Genomic DNA, 17,216 nt, shown 5'->3' on the forward strand with positions numbered 1-17,216 from the left:
GTTGAGCCCGGCGTCGATCGTCGGGTTGATCTCGGTAGTGAGGGACGAACACGTCCTCGGCGGTCAGCGTGGCCGCCGGGTCCGGCTTCATGATTCAGGGAAATGCGATGGGATCAGCCGATCGTCATCACGGCTTTGCCTAATTGACTGCGCGACTCGAGCGCTTCGTGCGCCGCTTCGACGTCGTCGAATGTGTAGCGGCCGCTGATCTCGACTTTCAGCGTGCCGTCCTGCAGCGCGGCGAATATTTCGTCCGCGCGGCGCTGTACGGTCGCGCCATCGGCGAGGTGATCGGCAAGACGCGGGCGAGTCAGGAACAGCGAGCCCGCTTCGCCCAGTTCGATCGGATCGAGATCGTTCAGCGAGCCGGAGACCGAGCCGTAATTCACCACGAGGCCACGCGTGCGGGTCGCGCGGAAACTGTCGCGCAGCGTCGCGCGTCCTACCGCATCGAACACCACGTCGACGCCGCGGCCCTGGGTTGCTTCGCGCACGCGGTCGGCGAAACCGCCGTCGTCGTACAGCATCACGTGGTCCGCGCCGTGTGCACGGGCCACCTCGGCTTTCGCTTCGCTGCTCGTCGTGGCGTACACCGTGACGCCGCGCCGCTTCGCGAGTTGCACCAGCAACTGGCCGATGCCGCCCGACGCCGCATGCACGAGACACGTGCTGCCCGCACCGAGTCGCGCGACGTCTTCGAGCAGATAGTGCGCGGTCGAACCCTGGAAGATCGCGGCAGCGGCCAGATCGAACGGGATCGCGTCAGGAATGCGCGCGACACGCGCCGCCGGCACGACCGCATAGTCGGCGTACGCGCCCCACGAAATACACCATGCAACGCGGTCGCCGCGCTCGCACGAGGTGACGTTCGAACCGGTCTGAACGACCTCGCCCGCGCCTTCCATGCCGAGCGTAATCGGCAAGCGGACCGGATAGGTGCGCGACTCGCGGTATTTGCCCTGCCGCGTATGGACGTCCATGAAATTGATGCCGGCGCAACCCACCCGGATCAGCACCTCGTCCGGTCCCGGCGACGGAATCCCGATATCGACGCGGCGCAGCACTTCGGGACCGCCGTATTGCTCGATGCGAATGGCCTTCATATCTCGTGTTCCGTGCTCTTGAAGAAGATGATGCGGCTCAATGCGCCGCGACGGCGTTGACTTCGTCGGCGAACCGGTTGGTATAGGTTCGGCTCAGTTCGACGTGACGCGGCACGATCTCCGGGTTCACCGCGGCGAGCGCGCCGAGCACGGTCTGCGGTGCGCCGTCGGGCATCCTGCCGTCACGCGAAAACGACGGCATCGTCGCGGCAAGCGCCTGCCGGTACAGCGATTCGTTCGCGCCGACGAAATCGCGCGGCAGCACCGCCATGATCTGATCGGCGCTGTGCGTGGCGATAAACGCGAGCGAGCGCACCATGGCGCGCACCAACCGGCGGCTTTCGTCCGGATGAGCGGCGACCCACTTGCGCTGCGCGTACAGACAGGAACTGGCGTAGGGGCCGCCCAGCGCGAGCCGCGTGCCTTCGATACTGCGCATGTCCACGAGCACCTGCGCCGTGCCGGCAGCGAGCAGTTTCGACGCGGTGGGTTCCTCGACCATGACGGCATCGATCGATCCGTTCTTCATGGCGTCGGCGAAACTGTTGTCGGAACCCAGCGGCACGACCGTATAGGCATTCGCGGGCAGACCCGCGCGTTGCGCCAGATAGCGGCTCAGGAAATCGGTGGAGGCGCCGAAACCGGTTACGCCGAGCCGCCGGCCGCGCGCGTCGGCCATGCTTTGCATCGGCTTCGCCACTTTCGTCGACGCGAGTTCGGCGAGTCCCGCGGAACGTGCGAGCACAACGATCGCTTCGACTTCGAGGCCGCGGCTTTGCAGGTCGATCGTATGGTCGTAGAAGCCCACCGCGCCTTGCACGGCGCCGGCAATCAGTTCGGTCGCGGTATCGACGCCGGCGGGTTCGGACAGAATGTCGACGTCGAGCCCTTCGTCGCGGAAGTAGCCCAGCCGCGAAGCCAGCGTAACCGGCAGGTAGACGATCTTGGTGGCACCGCCCGTCATCAGCGTCAGCTTTTCCGCCTGGGCATAGGGCGTCCAGAGCAGGATCGCGCAGGCGGTCGAGGCGAGCGCCGTGAAGCGGGCGAACGGTGGCATGTCAAACGGTCTCCATATGCGGGCACTTGTCCGATGTTGACGGATCGTCTCGTGCCGCGCTTGCCGTGGAGTATAAAAAACCAACGCCTTCTGGCTGCTTTCCGTCGCGGGGAAATGTTGTGGGTGTTTACCCTCTGCGGGCGGGCGCGAAGGCGTTTGCGTTGGGTTTGCGTTGGAACGGGACGACGCGGTGGCGGGTGGTTCGTCTACTGCTCAACCGCCCTGCTCGCCCTGCCCGCCTTGTTTGACGCGCGCGAAGCGTTCGTCGAAGTCACGCGCAAGCGCGCCCACCGTCAACTCGCCGAACCGTGCAAGCAGCGCGGTCTCGGCCTCCTGCATGGTCCTGGACAAGCCGGCGTTGACGGCCTGTTCGACCAGACATTGCGGGTCGTCGTCCGTCAGGAGTTCGGAGAAAAGCGGCGGTTCGCCCACCGCGCGATAGACGTCTAGCAACGTGAGTTTGTCGAGGTCTTCGGCCAGCACCCAGCCGCCTCCGTGGCCCTTTTCAGAGCGCACGTAACCCTGATCCCGCAGACCCGCCAGCATTCTGCGCACCACCACGGCGTGAGTGCGCAGCATCTGCGCGATCGTTTCGGACGTCAGCGGACCGTCGTGCCGATCCATGTGAATCAGCACGTGCAGCATCCGCGAGAGCCGGCTGTCGGTTCTCATTGCTCACCTCGTTATCGCACCGCATCGCGTGGCATCAACTCACGCAACATTAAAAGTTGCAAGAAGTATAGCATCGCCCTATCATGCAACTCGTGATGTTTCATGAGATGCGAACGGACGCTCGAACCGGCTGGCGGAGCGGCGCACGCGCAACACGGGAGAGAAAACATGCAGAGCGAGCACGATGTGATCGTTGTGGGAGGGAGTTTCGCGGGGTTGTCGGCAGCGATGCAGTTGGCGCGCGCCAGGCGCCGTGTGCTGGTGGTCGACGCCGGCTTGCCGCGCAACCGGTTTGCTGCGCACGCGCACGGCTTCCTTGGCCAGGACGGCAAACCGCCGGCCGAGATCATCCGCGAGGCCGCGGCGCAACTCGCGTTGTACCCGACGGTTCAGATAGTCAAAGGCGAAGCCGTTGCGGCTGAACGGGTCGCGGATGGGTTTGAGGTCACGCTCGCAGGTGGTCGTATCGAGGCGGCTTCACGCCTCATTCTCGCGACCGGCGTGAAAGACGAATTGCCCGCCGTTCCGGGACTTCAGGCACGTTGGGGAATGACGGTCGTCCATTGTCCGTACTGTCATGGCTATGAAGTGCGGGATCGGCGTCTCGGCGTGCTGGCTAGTCACGCGTTGTCGATTCATCAGGCGCTGCTCGTTCCGGAGTGGGGGCCGACGACCTATTTCACGCAAGGCCACTTCGAACCTGAAGCGGAACAGATCGCGCATCTGGCCGCGCGGGACGTTCGGATCGAACGCTCGCCGGTCGTCGAACTGCTCGGCGATGCGCCCCATCTCGACGCGCTGAGACTCGCCGACGGACGCGTGATCCCGATCGACACGCTATTCGTCGCGCCGAAAACGCACATGACGAGCCCGCTCGCCGAGCAACTCGGTTGTGCTTTCGACGACGCGCCGCTCGGCCGCATCATTCGAGTGGATGGATTCAAGCGAACCACCGTCGACGGCGTCTATGCCGCGGGCGACGCCACCAACGCGATGACCAACGCGACGTTCGCTTCGGCGGCGGGTGCGATGGCGGGTGTGAGTGCGCATCAGTCGCTGGCTATGCCGCAGCACGCTAGCTAGCAAATCAGGCCGCATGGCGACGGTTTTGAATCGCGCAGGCGGCGACTTCTGCAACGCTCAGCCTTCAGCGCGAGCAGATCGTCACGGCTTGCGCGAGCGCATCTTGCTGCGCCGGGTTCTGGAAGAAGGCTTCGAGACTCGTGTGTTCTTCGTTCGCGACCTGTTGCAGGCATAGCCGGGTATTGGCGCGCGTGCTGTCCGGCGCGTAAATGATCGCCACGACGACGAGGACCATGGCGACCAGCCAGATCGTCGCGCCCAAGGCCCAGCGCAAGCCGCTTTCCGTTATCCACGATGGCGACGGCGTGCGTGGGCGCGTCGTTGCACTATGTGCCGTGCTGGTTTTCATTCGGCCTTCCTTTTTGATTAGCAAGACAACTATCTGGAATAGAAAAACCCTTCAGGAGAGGGCTTTTCTCACGTCATGCATGCCTGACACGGTCGACTCGAACAATTCCCGCCCGATCTTCGAGCGCAAGGTCCTGGCAATCTGCGCACTGGCCTCGGTGATGGGTCGATCCAGCGCCTTCCCTGCCTGCGTCGGATAAACGCCCCACTCCCTGGCGTCGGCTTCGCCCTGGCGACGCTCGACGAGTTCCTTGTCGCACAGGTTGTCGATCAGCCTCGTTGCAGTAGGCCGCGCGATGCCCAACAGGCTCGCCACCTCGCTGCTGAGCGAACCTGGCGATGCCAACACCACGCGCAATACAAAACCCTGCGCCGGCGTCAATCCGAACGGCGCGTACGCAGTGGTCCACTCACGCTCGGTAAGCCGGGCGAGTGCCGAAGAGTTGAAGTAAAGGCAGTGATCGAACATGGCTACATTAAATCGCAAATTGGTTAGCAAGACAACCACAATTTGTTTTTTGCCTAAGCCTGAGTGCTCTGCTCATTCCTCTTGACCCTCACGTAGCGTAAGGTTCTAACCTCCATCGTGAACCCTGACCGGAGGCTCGAATGCTGTTGAAAGTGGGTGAACTTGCGAGACGCAGCGGACTGACCGTCCGCACGCTGCACCACTACGACGCAATCGGCCTGCTGACGCCGTCGGCGCGCGCCGACAACGGCTATCGGCTGTACGACCGTCACGACATTGCCCGGCTCCATCAGATCCAGGCCATGCGTCGTTTTGGACTCGCGCTCGCCGAGATTCAGACCTATCTGGCTCAGCCTGAAACCCCGCTCACCGTGATTGTCGAGCGTCAGATCGCAATGCTCGACGGCCAGATTCAACAGGCCGCGCGATTGCGCGAACGCCTCGCGAATCTGCACGGCATGCTGCTCGACGGCAAGGAACCTGAGCTGAGCGAATGGCTTACCACGTTGGAGATGATGACCATGTACGACAAGTATTTTTCCGCCGACGAACTCGCTCGCCTGCCGATGTATCGCAATACACAGGCGCCGGACCCGGAATGGACGGCGCTGATCGGCGAGATCCGCGCGTTGATGGACAGCGGCGTGCCGCCCGAAAGCGAAGCGGCGCGCGCGTTGTCGAATCGCTGGATGACGATGCTGGTGCGCGACACGGGCGGCGACCCGCGCCTCGTCGCGAAGCTGAATCTGATGCACGACAACGAACCGTCGATGCAGGCGCACATCGGCATTTCGACCCAGTTGCGCGACTACGTGCTGCGCGCGTTCAGCGAGACGAAGATGCTGATCTACGAAAAGTACCTGACGCCCGACGAGATTCGCTTCATGCGCGCAAACTACGGCAAGCGCGCAATGGAATGGCCGCAGTTAATGGCCGACGTGCGCGACGCGCTCGACGCCGGCGCGGCACCCGAATCGCCACCCGCGCGCGAACTCGCCCGACGTTGGCTCGATCTGTTCCGTAGCTATGCGGGCGACGATCCCGAGACGCATTCGAGGCTCCGTCACGCGCTGCAAACCGAGCCCGGGTTGATGCTGGGTTCATGGGCGAATGAATCGATGCTCACGTTCATGCGCGCGGCCATGAAATTCAGCATGCAGCCGCGGTAAAGGCTGTAACGAACGGTGCGCGCCGGCGGGTTAGCTGCCTCGCAGCCCACCTGCTGATGACCGCAAGGCTGCCATGCGGCCCTGGGAACCGCTGCGGCGATCTCCTCGCCGGCGGCAAGATCCCAGCGCGGGCCGCGGGCTTGCCCGATGTGCCACTTCATTTCAGGGCTGCATCGTTGAACCCGCCCGCACTCACGCGGAAACGCTTGTGCCGCCCGATTCTTGCGCGCCGCCGGAGCGTGCCACGCCGCTCGAATCGCTATCCTCATCCATGCGCAGCAGCCGCCCCGCATTTGCGATCACGATGAACGTGCCGAGGTTATGCAGCAGTGCGATCCACACGGCGCCCAACGTGCCGGTCGCCGCGAGCACGATTACCGCGACGGTCCACGCCAGACCGATCGCCGCGTTGATCGTCGCGGTATGCAAACAGCGCCGCCCGAGCCGCACGCAGGTCGCAATGCGACGCAGGTCGTCGGTCAACAGAACGACATCGGCCGAGGCGACCGCGATGTCGATTCCGCGCTCGCCCATCGCCACGCTCGTCGGCCCGGCCTTGATCGCGAGCACGTCGTTCAGGCCATCGCCAACCACGAGCGGGTGATAGCCCTGCGCCATTTCCTGCACCACGTAGTCGAGTTTGTCGTGCGGCAACGCCTCCGCGACGACAATCTCGATACCGGTCTGCGCCGCCACTTTACGAGCGACGGCCTCGCGGTCGCCGGTCAGCAGCGTCTGACGCGTGAGTCCGAGTGCGCGCAAATCGTCGAGCGCGTGCTTCGCCTCCGCACGCAGCGCGTCGGCGAAACCGAACCATGCAAGCAGTCGACCGTTCAATGCCAGGCCGACGCAAGGGCCGTCGATCTCGCGCGGCGGCTCCGGCAAATCCTGCACGTAATCGGAGAGCAAACCGTGGCGACCCAACACGGCGACGCCGTCGACCGTATCCGCCACCACGCCGAGCCCGCGCAATTCGCGTGTATGTTCCAGCGGCGTTTCTTCGACGCCGGCACCAACGCCGAAACCGACACCCACTCCCACGCCGCCCCGGCCGGCCTCCGTCGCATAGCGAACCAGCGCGCGGCTCACCGGATGCGCGCTGCTGCCCCCCAGGCGCGCCGCCAGTTCGTGCACCTGTGCCGTATCGACGCCCGCTTGCAGCAACACACGTTCAACGCGCAATTCACCGTAAGTCAGCGTGCCGGTCTTATCGATTACCAGCGAATCGATCTGCGCGAACTTGTCGAGAAACGCGGCGCTTCTGAACAGAATGCCGTGGCGTGCACCGACCGCGATGCCGGCGATCGCCGTCGACGGCGCGGCGAGCACCAGCGCGCACGGACACGCGGCGACGATCACGGCCAGCATCGCCGATGCATTCGCCGACGTGAACCACACGATCGCCGCGATCAGCAACACGAGGCACAGATAGCCGCCCATGTACCGTTCGAGCATCTGCGTGATCGGCGGCTTGGCCTGCTCGGCGCGCTGCATCAGTTCGATGATCTTGCCGAGCGTCGACTGTTTGCCCGCGTGCAGCACTTCGATTCGCAGCGGACCGTCGAGATTCATCGCGCCGCCGAACACCGCTGCACCCGTGTCGACATCGAGCGGCACCGACTCGCCGGTGATCGTCGCATTGTCGACGCTCGATTGCCCGTACAGCACCACGCCGTCGGCGGGGATACGCTCGCCGGCCGCGACTTCGATCCGGTCGCCGGCTTGCAACGCTTCATACGGCACTTCTTCGAGCGAGCCGTCCGCGCTAACGCGCCGCACCTTGCCCGACGTCAAGCGGCCGAGCGCGCGGATCGCTTCCTGCGAGCCGAGCACGCTGCGTTCTTCGAGCGCGTGGCCGAAGGTCATCACGATCGGCAGCAAAGCCGCGGTGGCCATGTCGCCGACTGCCCAGGCCGCCAGCATCGCGAGTGCGATCAGGCGGTCGGTCACGCCGTGCAGACTCGGCGACTTGAGGCTGTGCCACGCCCCCGCAAACACCGGACCGGCGACGATCAGCGACGCCAGTCCCGCGAGCACCTGGGACAGCGCTTCATCGGCGGGCGCGAACGCGTGCCAGGCGGTCGACAGTATCAGCAGGCCGCCGGCGAGAAGCGCCAAGGCGATTTGCCGCGTTACCGTGCGTTGCTCGGAGGCTGAGAGTGGAATGGACGGCGCGGAAGCTGGGCGATGTGGGGCGTGTGCCGCGTGCGAGTGCTCTGTGTGCGCGTGTTCTGTGTGCGAATGCTCTGTGTGCGAATGCTCCACGTCCGCATGTCCATCACGTCCGTCATGCCCCTCCCCGCCCCTCACAGGTCCAATACTCGCGCTCATTTCGCGTTCCCCGGCAGAATCAGGTTGGACGTGTTGTGCGGATCGACCGTCGTCACGCTGGCCGCTTTCGCGAGAATCGACTGCACGCGATCCCGATACACGCGCGCCAGCAGACCCGGATCGCTATTGCTGCGCACCGGCTCTTCCAGTTGCTGAATGGTCAAGGTTTTCGCCCGCGCCGTCGCCACCCGTTCGACCGCGCTCGCCTGCGCGTTCTGCACGATCCGGTCGGCGTCCTGCTCCGAATCCTGACGGATCTTCTCCGCGGCGGTGCGCGCTTCGGCCATGCTGCGCTCGGCCACCTGCAACGACGTCAGCACCGAATTGAACGCACCGACCGCTGCAGCGGGAAACGCCGCCTCGACGTCGACACGCGCCACTTCGACACCGAGCCCCGCATGCTGCGCATCGAGTTGCCGCAGACGCCGCTCCACCTCCTGCGCGAGATCGCCGCGCAAGCGTTCGCGCTTCACGGCGAGTTGCTGATCCGCCGACAACAACTCCGGCCGCGCGACCAGAATCGCATCCAGATTCCGCTTCGCCACGACGGCCGCAGCGGACGCCGACACGATCCGTTCGAGCGCGGCATCGAGCCGGTCTTTTTGCAGCACGTACGCGTACGCGTCGACGACGCGGTAGTAAAGCGTGGCGCGCAACTGCAAAACGCCGTTGTCGCCGGTGAGCAGATAACCCGAGCCGGCGAGCGCATCGGACAACAACGTGCCGGGCGCGGGCGCACCTTCCGGAGCGGCGTTCTCGTCCGACACAGCGGGTATGCCGCCGGGCGGCACATCCGTCGGGCCGGCCGCGCCGCTATCCGCATCGGGCAAACCTTGCGACAGGGACGACGCGTCCGGCAAGCGGGCATCCGCATCGCGCGCGCGCGGGTCGCGTTCGAGCGATTGAATGCGCTGCTCCAATACGCGCGCGCTGCCCGGCACCAGCAACGTGGTCTCGAACGGACGCGGCCACGCGATCAGCAAGCCCGCGTCCTGCGTGCGGACAAACGCGCCGAAGCGCAGCACAACCGCGCGGCTATCCGGCGGAATACGCTGGATGTTCGAGCTTGCCCACGCGCACGCGGCCAGCACCGCCACGGCCGCGACGAACCAGAACGACAGGCGGACCGCCTGTGCGCCGGGTCCGAGCGGCGGCAAGCCGGCGTCGGTGCTCATCGCGAGGCCCTGGTTTTTTTCGCCGACGGCGCGGCCGCCGCACCTGCGCCGCTCGAGTCCTGCGGCCCCTGCACCAACGCCTGGAACGGCGCGGCGTCGGTGCGCAAGATCAGGTTCGTGTTGGCGCTGACCACAGTGTCGAGCGTGTCGAGCGAGCGCAGCATCGTGTAAAGCCGGGGATTGCCCGCGTACGTGGCGCCATAGATCGCGGCGGCGTCCTGACGCGATTGCGCTTCGATCTGCGCGGCCTTCACGTTGGCATCGGCCACCGCGAGGCGGGCGTCGCGGTCGGCATCCGAACGGATTTGCGCGGCCTCGCGATTGCCGTCAGCGGTGCGCTGCGCGGCGACCGTCTCGCGCTCCGCGCTCATCCGGCTGACCGTGGCCGCGAGTGTCACGGCGGGCAACGTCAGCCGCTCAAGGCCCACTTGCACGACGTGTACGCCGTAGGCCGAGTAAAGCTGCGCGTCGATCTGCGTGCGCAACGCGTCTTCAAACGCGGCAACGCGAACCCGCGACGGATCGGTATTGACCAGCGACGCCAGGTCGAATCCCGCCGACGTGGTCTGCAACGACGAGCCGAGCAACGAGCGAATCTGTTGCGCGGCCTCGTCGGGCCGGTTGCCCACGGCGCGCACGAAACGGCGCACGTCGTTCGGATCGGCGGCGACGCGCCACGCCACGTAGGCCTGCACGATGATCCGCAAGCCGTCGCGCGTACCGACGTCCTGCAAACCGCTCGATGTCGTATGCAGGCGCAGGTCGACCGGCACGGCCGCTTCAATCGGCGCAGGCAGGCGCCACGCGAGTCCGGGTTCGAGCAGCACGCGCACCGGTTGCCCGAAACGCGTAATCACCGACGCCTCGCCCGCCCGCACGGAAATGAAGCTCGCCACCGCGATCGCAATCGCGACGCACAGCAACGCGAGCAGCACGCGCAGATAGAACGGGCCACCCCGTTTGCTTTGCGCGTCACCGTGATCGCCATGGTGGTGATGGTGATGCCCGTGACCATCCGCATGCGAATGCAACAAACTCATGAATTCACCTTGAAAACAGCCTCGCCGGCATGGGGCGCGTGCCTCAGTTGCCGCGAGGGAGGCCGGCGAGATCGCCGGCCGTGAAAGTGCGCAGATCGAGCGTCGCGCGATGATCGGCGACGAGCCGGTCGTCGATCACGGTAATGCGCGCGTTCTGCAAGCCCTGTTGCAATTTGGCCAGGTAGTACTCGAACGTGAAAGCCGGACCACCCAGGCGATACGCCACGGCTTCCGCCGAGAAATCGGTTTGTTGCACCCGCGCCGACGCCAGCGTGTCGCCTGCCCGCGCGCTCGCTTTCGCGACCTGGATCAGCGCCTGCTGCTGCGCGGTGCCGAGCACCTGCGCGGCAAATCCGTGTGCCTGCGCGACGCTGGCCTGCGCGCGGATCTGCGCGGCCTGCACGTCGTGATAGGCCGCAGCCGCGCCTGCCGGCGGATGGACACTTTCGATCACGACCGCGACCACATCGATGCCGCTGCCGAGCCGGTCGAGTTGCGACTGAACGGCGTTGCGCACCGTTTCCGCCATTACGGTCTGGCTGGTTTCGAGCAGCGACGCCAGCGTATGCGACGCGAGGTAATGCATCACCTCGCGATTGGCGATCGACCGTACGGTGCTCTCCGGATCGACCGAGCGATACAGCGCGGCGCGCGCGGCCGCGTCGCTCAAACCGATGCGGTAATCGAGCCGCACGTCGGCGTTGACGATCTGGAAGCTCTGCTGATCGCCGCTCGCGCCGGCGATCACCTGACTCGTTTCCCACGGGTGCTGCGCGTCCCAGAGACGATTCAATTGCTCGGGCGTAGGACCGTCAGCCGCGGCAGCGGGCGCCGCGACGCTGCTGTCGTCCGCGCCGCCGGACACGATCAGTTGATGCACGGCGCCGTTGTCGACCACGCGCGTCTTGCCGAACGGCCAGGGCAAGCCGGCATGCAAGCCCGGCGACCAGACCTCGACCGGTGCGCCGAATCGTTCATACACCGCGCGCTGAGCCGGGTTCAACACGACGACCGACGTCAGCAACCAGGCGCAAACCGCCATAGCCGCGATCGTGGCGGGCAGCAGGCGCACGAAACTGCGCAGTACCCAGTTCTGCCGCAGATCGATGCCGTAGCGGTCGTGCAATTCGGCGCCGAACGACGCCAGCGGCGAGCGGCCAAAACGCAATAGCCCGGCTAGCAGGCTGGCTGGCACATGCGTCGCGCGGTCGACCGCACGCGGCATGAAAAGCCACAGCAACAGCATGCGCAACGCCATCTCGACGGCAATCGCCGCGCACAGCACGGCGGCAGCCCGCACGACCAGATCGAGCGCCCTGTGCGCGTAAATAAACCATGCCGCCGACAACGCCGCCGCGAGCGCGCACAGCAGCAACACGCGCAACATGCCGGCCAGCGACACCGCGCGCGACGCGCCCGGCCGCTCGGCGGCATGCGCGTAAAAACGTTCGGCGACGAGGGTGAGAAACGCGAGCGCCAGCGCCGCCGCGCCGCTGACGATCACGAGCGACGGCGAGACCATCGCGTGAATCAGTATCGCGGGGGCGACGGGCTTCAACGCCGTCAGCGCGAGCGCCACGGCCAGACAGCAAGCGGCAAGAACGCACCACGGTTGCCAGCGAAGCTGACGCAGCATGCCGGTGAAAGAAGGCGTGTCGGCGTCGTGCCAGACGAATTGCCGGAGGTACCTGACGCCGCGCTTCCAGGCCGGTCCTTCGACGGGCGCCGCCGCTCGGCGTGGTGGCAGCAGCCGCCAGATCGCGACGACGACTACGTTGACAAAGGCGCTCGCCAGCACGGCACACCAGCGAGGATCGACCGGCAAGCGTTTCGTCAGGCTCAACGCACCGAGCACGGCAGCGAATGCCGCCGCGACCCAGCCGAGCAGCGCGACGTCGTTACGTTCGGCCAGCCGCGCACGCATGTCGCTGTCTTCGCGTCCAGCCTGATCCGACATCTGCAATCCTTACCAATGAGTTACAAACCGGATGACGTACTGCCTCTCCGAACCAGACCGCTCTGCACCGCGAGCCGCAATTTAACGTGCCGGTAGAGGAAACTCAAGGACGGTCCTCTACGGGCACGCAACGTTCGATCGACTCCGGCGTCAGCCCCAGATGGTCCCGCAACCCCACCCAGCCTTCCTGCGTGATCTGCACGGCCCGCGAGGTATTGGCACGCCGCAACCAGCCCTTCGCGCACAACAGATCGAGAAACCCCACGCCGAGCGGACCGGCCAAATGATGCTGGCGCTCCGACCAGTCGAGACATTGACGCGCAATGCCGTGCCGGCCCGGCTTCACTGTGGCGATATCGAGTCCCAGCTTGCCAAACCATGCCGCGCCGGCCGGCGTGACCTCGAACCGTTTGTCGTCCGCGGCGGAAAGAAAACCGCGCTGCATCAGATGCTGCGTAATCGCCACACCGGCCTGGCCCGCCAGATGGTCGTAGCAGCAGCGCGCAAAACGCAACTTGCCCGCTTCGCGGCCGAGCGATTTGCGACGTACAACCCGTTGCGTGCCGATCGACGCGAGACTTTCAAGCGCCACGGCGACATGCGGATTCGCGAGCCGGTAGTAACGGTGACGCCCTTGCTTTTCCACGGCGAGCAGGCCGCCGTCGAGCAGCTTCGCCAGATGGCTGCTGGCCGTCTGCGCCGTGACGCCGGCCGCATAAGCAAGTTCGCCGGCGGGAAGCGCGCGGCCGTCGACCAATGCCATCAGCATCGTGGCGCGCGCGGCGTCGGCGATCAGAAAAGCGGTGGCGGACAGATTGGGCTGGGCATGCATGACGGTCTCCGGTTGTCGGATCAAGCATAGCGCGACGACATAGTCGCACGTTTCGATGCGTATCGAAGCATCCGGCCAACAATAGCGGGGATATTAATAGAAGACGCCTGCGGCCGCGCTTTCGCTCGCCAATTAGAAAGTTATCCCTTCTCCGTTATGCCGTGCCGGGAATGATGGGTCGAATGCTATTGAGTACAAGCGAGTACGAGCAAGTACATGCGGCATTACATCGAGCTTTCTTCTGCGCCTTTCGCCAATGTTCTGAATCAGCCAATACGCTTCTTTCCCGCGCCGGAACCCGTTAAGCTTCACACCTCATTGCTTTTTGACGCCACACCGCCTTCTTTTCGACCCATCATTTATTTTCATTCCAACCGTATGAAAAAGTCTTTACTCGCCGTCGCACTGTCCAGCGTCTTCACGATGTCCGCGCATGCGCAAAGCAGCGTCACGCTATACGGGCTCATCGATACGGGCCTCGTCTATACGAACAATCAACTCGGTCATAGCAACTGGCAGCAAGTGACCGGTTCGACGCAGAACACGGTGTTCGGCCTCAAGGGCTCGGAAGATCTCGGCGGCGGCTTGCATGCGATCTTCAAACTGGAGCAAGGCTTCCTGCTGAACAACGGCGCCCAGGCTTTCTCCGGCGACGGCTTCGGCTCCCAGGCATGGGTTGGTCTGCAAAGCGATCCGTACGGCACGCTGACATTCGGCCGCCAGTTCGACGTGATGAACGACCTGGTGGGACCGCTCACGGCGGAGTTCAATACGTGGGGCGGCAGCATGGCCGGGCATCCGTTCGAGAACGACAACCTCGCGGCAAACTCGGTCGTCATCAACAATTCGGTCAAATACGCGAGCCCGACTTATCGCGGCGTCACGTTCGAAACCATGTACTCGTTCAGCAACAAGGCCGGCGACTTCGCGAACAACCGTTCGTACGGATTCGGCCTCTCGTATGCGATGGGTCCCGTGAATCTGGCCGCCGGCTACCTGCAATTCAATAATGCCGGCAACGGCAGCGGCGCGACGACCGCGAGCGATACGAGCGCGAACTTCCTCGCGCAACGGCAGCGCATCTGGTCGCTCGGCGGTAACTACACGTTCGGGCCGGCCACCGTCGGGCTGGTCTGGAGCCATACGCAGATCGACAACGCGTCGGGCGTGTTCTCGTTCGGCACCGGCAGCTATCTGGGCGCGAACGACGCCTCCGCCGGCAGCCTCGCCGGGTCGCTGCGCATGGACAACTATGAAGTGAACGCGAAATACGCGCTCACACCGGCGTTGACTGTGTCCGGCGAATACACCTACACGCGCGGCGCGTATAACGGCTCGTCGCCGGGCTGGAACACCGCCATGCTGCAGACCGATTACGCGCTCAGCAAGCGCACGGACTTCTATCTGGAGGGCGTCTACCAGAACGTGCATGGTGCGCCGGCCGACTCCGTGCTCTCGCACGCAATGATCAACACGCTGTCGCCGTCGTCGACGAACTCGCAGGTGGCGGTCACGGTCGGGATGCGTCACGCGTTCTAAGCGGCTGTTCACGCGCAGGCGGTAAAGCGGTTGCCGGGTTTCGGCCTGGCAGCCGTTTTCACTGCATCACACTGACTGAAATTGCTTCGGTATTTCCGAACTGTCACTTCGCAATTAGCAGGTTTATCCGATTCGTCGCATCACGCAGACTGAGGTTCATCACCACAGCGGACACCGTCCGCGAAAGGAACCCGATCATGCGAACCTATCCCCGTAACAGCCCTCAAGCCGCAGCCCGTATCGTCGCGCTCGCCCTCACCGCCGACGGCCACGTCTGCAGTTCGGAGGAGCGCGCCCTCGACAGGCTCGATATAGCCGGTCAACTCGGCCTCGCCCCGGCGCAATTCGCGCAGATCGTTCAGGCGATGTGTGAAGACCACTCCGGCGCACAGACGTCGCTCGCGCCCACGGTCGGCCCGCTCGACGAACCCATGCTCACCGAGCTGATCGCCGAAATCGACGACCCCAAGCTGCGTGCCAAGGTGATCCGCCTGTGTATTGCCGTCACGATCGCGGACAACCACCTGGCGGATGGCGAAATCGCCTTGCTCGCCGCCATTCTCAACGCGTGGGGGCCGCAACCCAACCCGCTGCTGAGCCGGCACGGCGCGCTGCTGCGCGCGCCGCGCGCTTACGAACGCACGGCGGCCAGCACCTGAGAGGCGAGCGCATGATGTTGCCCGCGCCGCGACCGGATCGCGTGGATCTCTTCGACCACGCCTTCCGCGCGGCCGAGCCAGCGCACGCCGCGCAGCAGCGTCAGGTCTTCAGCGCCCAGTTCCGCGAGTGGGAACACGCCGAGCCCGCGCGCCGCGAACACCGCCATCAACGCGCTGTCCTCGAATTCGCCGACGACGCGCGGCCGGATGCCGGCCGCCTCAAACCAGCGGTCGAGCCGCGCGCGCAACGCCGCGTGCCGCGTGGGCAGCAGCACGGGGATCTCCGCGAGACACTGCGGAAAGCCCGCGCGCGTGGCTTTGCGCACGATTTCCGCGGGACCATACCAATCGACCGGCGAGCCGACGAGACGCTGACTGAACACCCGCAGGTCGGTGTCATGCGGCGCGGGCTGGCACGCGAGCACGAGATCGAGCCGATGCAGCGCGAGCTCCGACAGCAGTTGCGAATGCTCGCCCTCGTGACAGAGCAGCCTGAGCGACGGCGTGCCCAGCACCGGCGCGAGGAGCGCGTGCGCCGCGAGCTTGGAAATGCCGTCGGAGAGGCCGACCGCCAGCCGCGCCACGCCTTCGCCGCCGGGCTCGCGCATTTCGTCGAGTAAAGCTTCGCCGATCTGGAAGATCTGCTCGGCGCGATTGAAGGCCGTTTCGCCGGCCTCGGTCATCGTGACGCCGCGCCCGGCCGGTTTCAGCAACTGGCGGCCGATCGATTTTTCCAGTTCGCGCACCTGCGCGCTGATGGTCTGGACGGCCATGTCGAGGTGCTCGGCCGCGCGCGCAAAGCCGCCCTCCTTCACGACGATCCAGAAATAGTAGAGGTGACGGTAGTTGAGCATGTCGGAAACACTTCGTAAAAACCGATGTATCGATCAGTTTATCACTGATTTATCCGAACCTCGATAACGGCGAAGATAGCTCTACCGCAACGTTTGACGCCTCCATTTTCTGACGACTCCCATGGACACTTTGCTCGTACTCTTCGCCGATCCCGCCGCATGGGCCGCGCTCCTCACGCTGGTGGTGATGGAAATCGTGCTCGGCATCGACAATCTGATCTTCATCTCGATCCTTAGCAACAAGCTGCCCGAAGCGCAACGCGCCCGCACCCAGCGGATCGGCATCATGCTCGCGCTCGTGTTGCGACTCGCTTTGCTCGGCACGGTGGCGTGGATCGCGCAATTGACCGCACCCGCGTTTGCGCTGTTCGGCCATGCGTTCTCATGGCGCGATCTGATTCTGCTCGCCGGCGGCCTGTTCCTCGTCTGGAAGGCGACCGGCGAAATCCGGCACCACGTCACTCACGAGGACGACGTCAGCGGCAAAGCGAGTTCGACGATCCAGTTGACCGCGGCGGCTGCGATCGGCCAGATCCTCGTGCTCGACATCGTGTTCTCGGTGGACAGCATCATCACCGCGGTCGGCATGACCGAACACATGCCGATCATGTTTATCGCGGTGATTGCCGCCGTCATGGTGATGTTGTTCGCTGCACAGCCGCTGTCGCGCTTTATCGAGCGTAATCCGACCATCGTGATGCTGGCGCTCAGCTTCCTGCTCGTGATCGGTATGACGCTGATCGCCGAAGGTTTCGGCTCCCACGTGCCGAAGGCTTATATCTACGTGGCGATGGCGTTCTCCGCGTTCGTCGAAGGGATGAACATGATGGTGCGCCGGGCGAAATCGAAGCAGATCGCCAGCAGCAGCGAATGATCGACCGCGTGAACCTGAGCGTTCTATGTTTTTGTACTCTTGAGGAGCGACACC

At 64.8% G+C, this 17,216-nt stretch carries 16 protein-coding genes; 5 read left to right on the plus strand and 11 right to left on the minus strand.

What is annotated here, in order from left to right; translation table 11 throughout:
* Positions 1–113 precede the first annotated feature (113 nt).
* The 3 genes from FA94_RS31710 to FA94_RS31720 form a co-directional block, all read right to left on the minus strand.
* A complete protein-coding gene (locus FA94_RS31710) occupies positions 114–1,103 on the minus strand; it encodes a quinone oxidoreductase family protein (RefSeq protein ID WP_035559025.1) in 990 nt (329 codons plus the stop codon).
* Positions 1,104–1,140: 37 nt separating this feature from the next.
* Positions 1,141–2,160: an ABC transporter substrate-binding protein gene (locus FA94_RS31715; protein ID WP_035559029.1), complete on the minus strand. Its 1,020-nt coding sequence runs from the start codon at positions 2,158–2,160 to the stop codon at positions 1,141–1,143.
* Between the two features lie 213 nt (positions 2,161–2,373).
* On the minus strand, positions 2,374–2,832 hold the full coding sequence (locus tag FA94_RS31720) for an Rrf2 family transcriptional regulator (protein ID WP_035559032.1): 459 nt from the start codon (positions 2,830–2,832) through the stop codon (positions 2,374–2,376).
* 168 nt (positions 2,833–3,000) lie between these two features.
* Here FA94_RS31720 and FA94_RS31725 point away from each other — a divergent pair, with 168 nt between their 5' ends.
* Positions 3,001–3,915 carry an NAD(P)/FAD-dependent oxidoreductase gene (locus FA94_RS31725; RefSeq protein ID WP_035559035.1) on the plus strand — a complete coding sequence of 305 codons (915 nt, stop codon included), beginning with the start codon at positions 3,001–3,003 and terminating at the stop codon, positions 3,913–3,915.
* A gap of 64 nt (positions 3,916–3,979) precedes the next feature.
* Here the strand turns inward: FA94_RS31725 and FA94_RS31730 are convergent, their stop codons facing one another.
* Both FA94_RS31730 and FA94_RS31735 read right to left on the minus strand, forming a co-directional pair.
* A complete protein-coding gene (locus FA94_RS31730) occupies positions 3,980–4,264 on the minus strand; it encodes a hypothetical protein (RefSeq protein ID WP_035559038.1) in 285 nt (94 codons plus the stop codon).
* 51 nt (positions 4,265–4,315) lie between these two features.
* Positions 4,316–4,732: a MarR family winged helix-turn-helix transcriptional regulator gene (locus FA94_RS31735; protein WP_035563673.1), complete on the minus strand. Its 417-nt coding sequence runs from the start codon at positions 4,730–4,732 to the stop codon at positions 4,316–4,318.
* Between the two features lie 140 nt (positions 4,733–4,872).
* Between FA94_RS31735 and FA94_RS31740 the strand changes: the two genes are divergently transcribed.
* The gene (locus FA94_RS31740) at positions 4,873–5,901 is read left to right on the plus strand and encodes a MerR family transcriptional regulator (protein ID WP_035559040.1); all 1,029 of its coding nucleotides are present in this window, start codon (positions 4,873–4,875) and stop codon (positions 5,899–5,901) included.
* 192 nt (positions 5,902–6,093) lie between these two features.
* On the opposite strand, the gene FA94_RS31745 is transcribed toward FA94_RS31740, so the two are convergent.
* The 5 genes from FA94_RS31745 to FA94_RS31765 all read right to left on the minus strand — a co-directional run bounded on the left by FA94_RS31745 (position 6,094) and on the right by FA94_RS31765 (position 13,236).
* Entirely contained in the window at positions 6,094–8,019 is a 1,926-nt protein-coding gene (locus FA94_RS31745) for a heavy metal translocating P-type ATPase (protein WP_231585077.1), read from the minus strand.
* 209 nt (positions 8,020–8,228) lie between these two features.
* Positions 8,229–9,407 (minus strand): SPFH domain-containing protein, encoded by a 1,179-nt coding sequence (locus FA94_RS31750; RefSeq protein ID WP_035559042.1) that lies wholly within the window; start codon positions 9,405–9,407, stop codon positions 8,229–8,231.
* Positions 9,404–10,447 (minus strand): protease modulator HflC, encoded by a 1,044-nt coding sequence (gene hflC / locus FA94_RS31755; RefSeq protein WP_035559045.1) that lies wholly within the window; start codon positions 10,445–10,447, stop codon positions 9,404–9,406. The genes FA94_RS31750 and hflC overlap by 4 nt, the downstream gene beginning before the upstream one ends.
* Before the next feature lie 43 nt (positions 10,448–10,490).
* Entirely contained in the window at positions 10,491–12,404 is a 1,914-nt protein-coding gene (gene hflK / locus FA94_RS31760) for a protease modulator HflK (RefSeq protein ID WP_035559048.1), read from the minus strand.
* Between the two features lie 103 nt (positions 12,405–12,507).
* The gene (locus FA94_RS31765) at positions 12,508–13,236 is read right to left on the minus strand and encodes an ArsR/SmtB family transcription factor (protein WP_035559051.1); all 729 of its coding nucleotides are present in this window, start codon (positions 13,234–13,236) and stop codon (positions 12,508–12,510) included.
* A 378-nt stretch (positions 13,237–13,614) separates the two neighbouring features.
* Between FA94_RS31765 and FA94_RS31770 the strand changes: the two genes are divergently transcribed.
* A complete protein-coding gene (locus FA94_RS31770) occupies positions 13,615–14,775 on the plus strand; it encodes a porin (RefSeq protein ID WP_035559054.1) in 1,161 nt (386 codons plus the stop codon).
* 197 nt (positions 14,776–14,972) lie between these two features.
* Positions 14,973–15,434 (plus strand): TerB family tellurite resistance protein, encoded by a 462-nt coding sequence (locus FA94_RS31775; RefSeq protein WP_035559057.1) that lies wholly within the window; start codon positions 14,973–14,975, stop codon positions 15,432–15,434.
* Here FA94_RS31775 and FA94_RS31780 read toward each other — a convergent pair.
* Positions 15,407–16,288, minus strand: a complete 882-nt coding sequence (locus FA94_RS31780) for a LysR family transcriptional regulator (RefSeq protein WP_035559060.1) — start codon at positions 16,286–16,288, stop codon at positions 15,407–15,409. The genes FA94_RS31775 and FA94_RS31780 overlap by 28 nt on opposite strands.
* 121 nt (positions 16,289–16,409) lie before the next feature.
* Here FA94_RS31780 and FA94_RS31785 point away from each other — a divergent pair, with 121 nt between their 5' ends.
* On the plus strand, positions 16,410–17,162 hold the full coding sequence (locus tag FA94_RS31785) for a TerC family protein (protein WP_035559063.1): 753 nt from the start codon (positions 16,410–16,412) through the stop codon (positions 17,160–17,162).
* Positions 17,163–17,216 lie beyond the last annotated feature (54 nt).

It is taken from the genome of Burkholderia sp. 9120, from assembly GCF_000745015.1.
In the GTDB taxonomy this organism is placed as follows: domain Bacteria; phylum Pseudomonadota; class Gammaproteobacteria; order Burkholderiales; family Burkholderiaceae; genus Paraburkholderia.

Coding starts and splice junctions, on each gene's coding strand:
- FA94_RS31770 (WP_035559054.1), top strand. CDS start 13,615: ATGAAAAAGTCTTTACTCGCCGTCGCACTGTCCAGCGTCTTCACGATG.
- FA94_RS31710 (WP_035559025.1), bottom strand. CDS start 1,103: ATGAAGGCCATTCGCATCGAGCAATACGGCGGTCCCGAAGTGCTGCGC.
- FA94_RS31775 (WP_035559057.1), top strand. CDS start 14,973: ATGCGAACCTATCCCCGTAACAGCCCTCAAGCCGCAGCCCGTATCGTC.
- FA94_RS31740 (WP_035559040.1), top strand. CDS start 4,873: ATGCTGTTGAAAGTGGGTGAACTTGCGAGACGCAGCGGACTGACCGTC.
- FA94_RS31785 (WP_035559063.1), top strand. CDS start 16,410: ATGGACACTTTGCTCGTACTCTTCGCCGATCCCGCCGCATGGGCCGCG.
- FA94_RS31730 (WP_035559038.1), bottom strand. CDS start 4,264: ATGAAAACCAGCACGGCACATAGTGCAACGACGCGCCCACGCACGCCG.
- hflC (WP_035559045.1), bottom strand. CDS start 10,447: ATGAGTTTGTTGCATTCGCATGCGGATGGTCACGGGCATCACCATCAC.
- FA94_RS31750 (WP_035559042.1), bottom strand. CDS start 9,407: ATGAGCACCGACGCCGGCTTGCCGCCGCTCGGACCCGGCGCACAGGCG.
- FA94_RS31780 (WP_035559060.1), bottom strand. CDS start 16,288: ATGCTCAACTACCGTCACCTCTACTATTTCTGGATCGTCGTGAAGGAG.
- FA94_RS31725 (WP_035559035.1), top strand. CDS start 3,001: ATGCAGAGCGAGCACGATGTGATCGTTGTGGGAGGGAGTTTCGCGGGG.
- FA94_RS31720 (WP_035559032.1), bottom strand. CDS start 2,832: ATGAGAACCGACAGCCGGCTCTCGCGGATGCTGCACGTGCTGATTCAC.
- FA94_RS31765 (WP_035559051.1), bottom strand. CDS start 13,236: ATGCATGCCCAGCCCAATCTGTCCGCCACCGCTTTTCTGATCGCCGAC.
- FA94_RS31715 (WP_035559029.1), bottom strand. CDS start 2,160: ATGCCACCGTTCGCCCGCTTCACGGCGCTCGCCTCGACCGCCTGCGCG.
- FA94_RS31735 (WP_035563673.1), bottom strand. CDS start 4,732: ATGTTCGATCACTGCCTTTACTTCAACTCTTCGGCACTCGCCCGGCTT.
- hflK (WP_035559048.1), bottom strand. CDS start 12,404: ATGTCGGATCAGGCTGGACGCGAAGACAGCGACATGCGTGCGCGGCTG.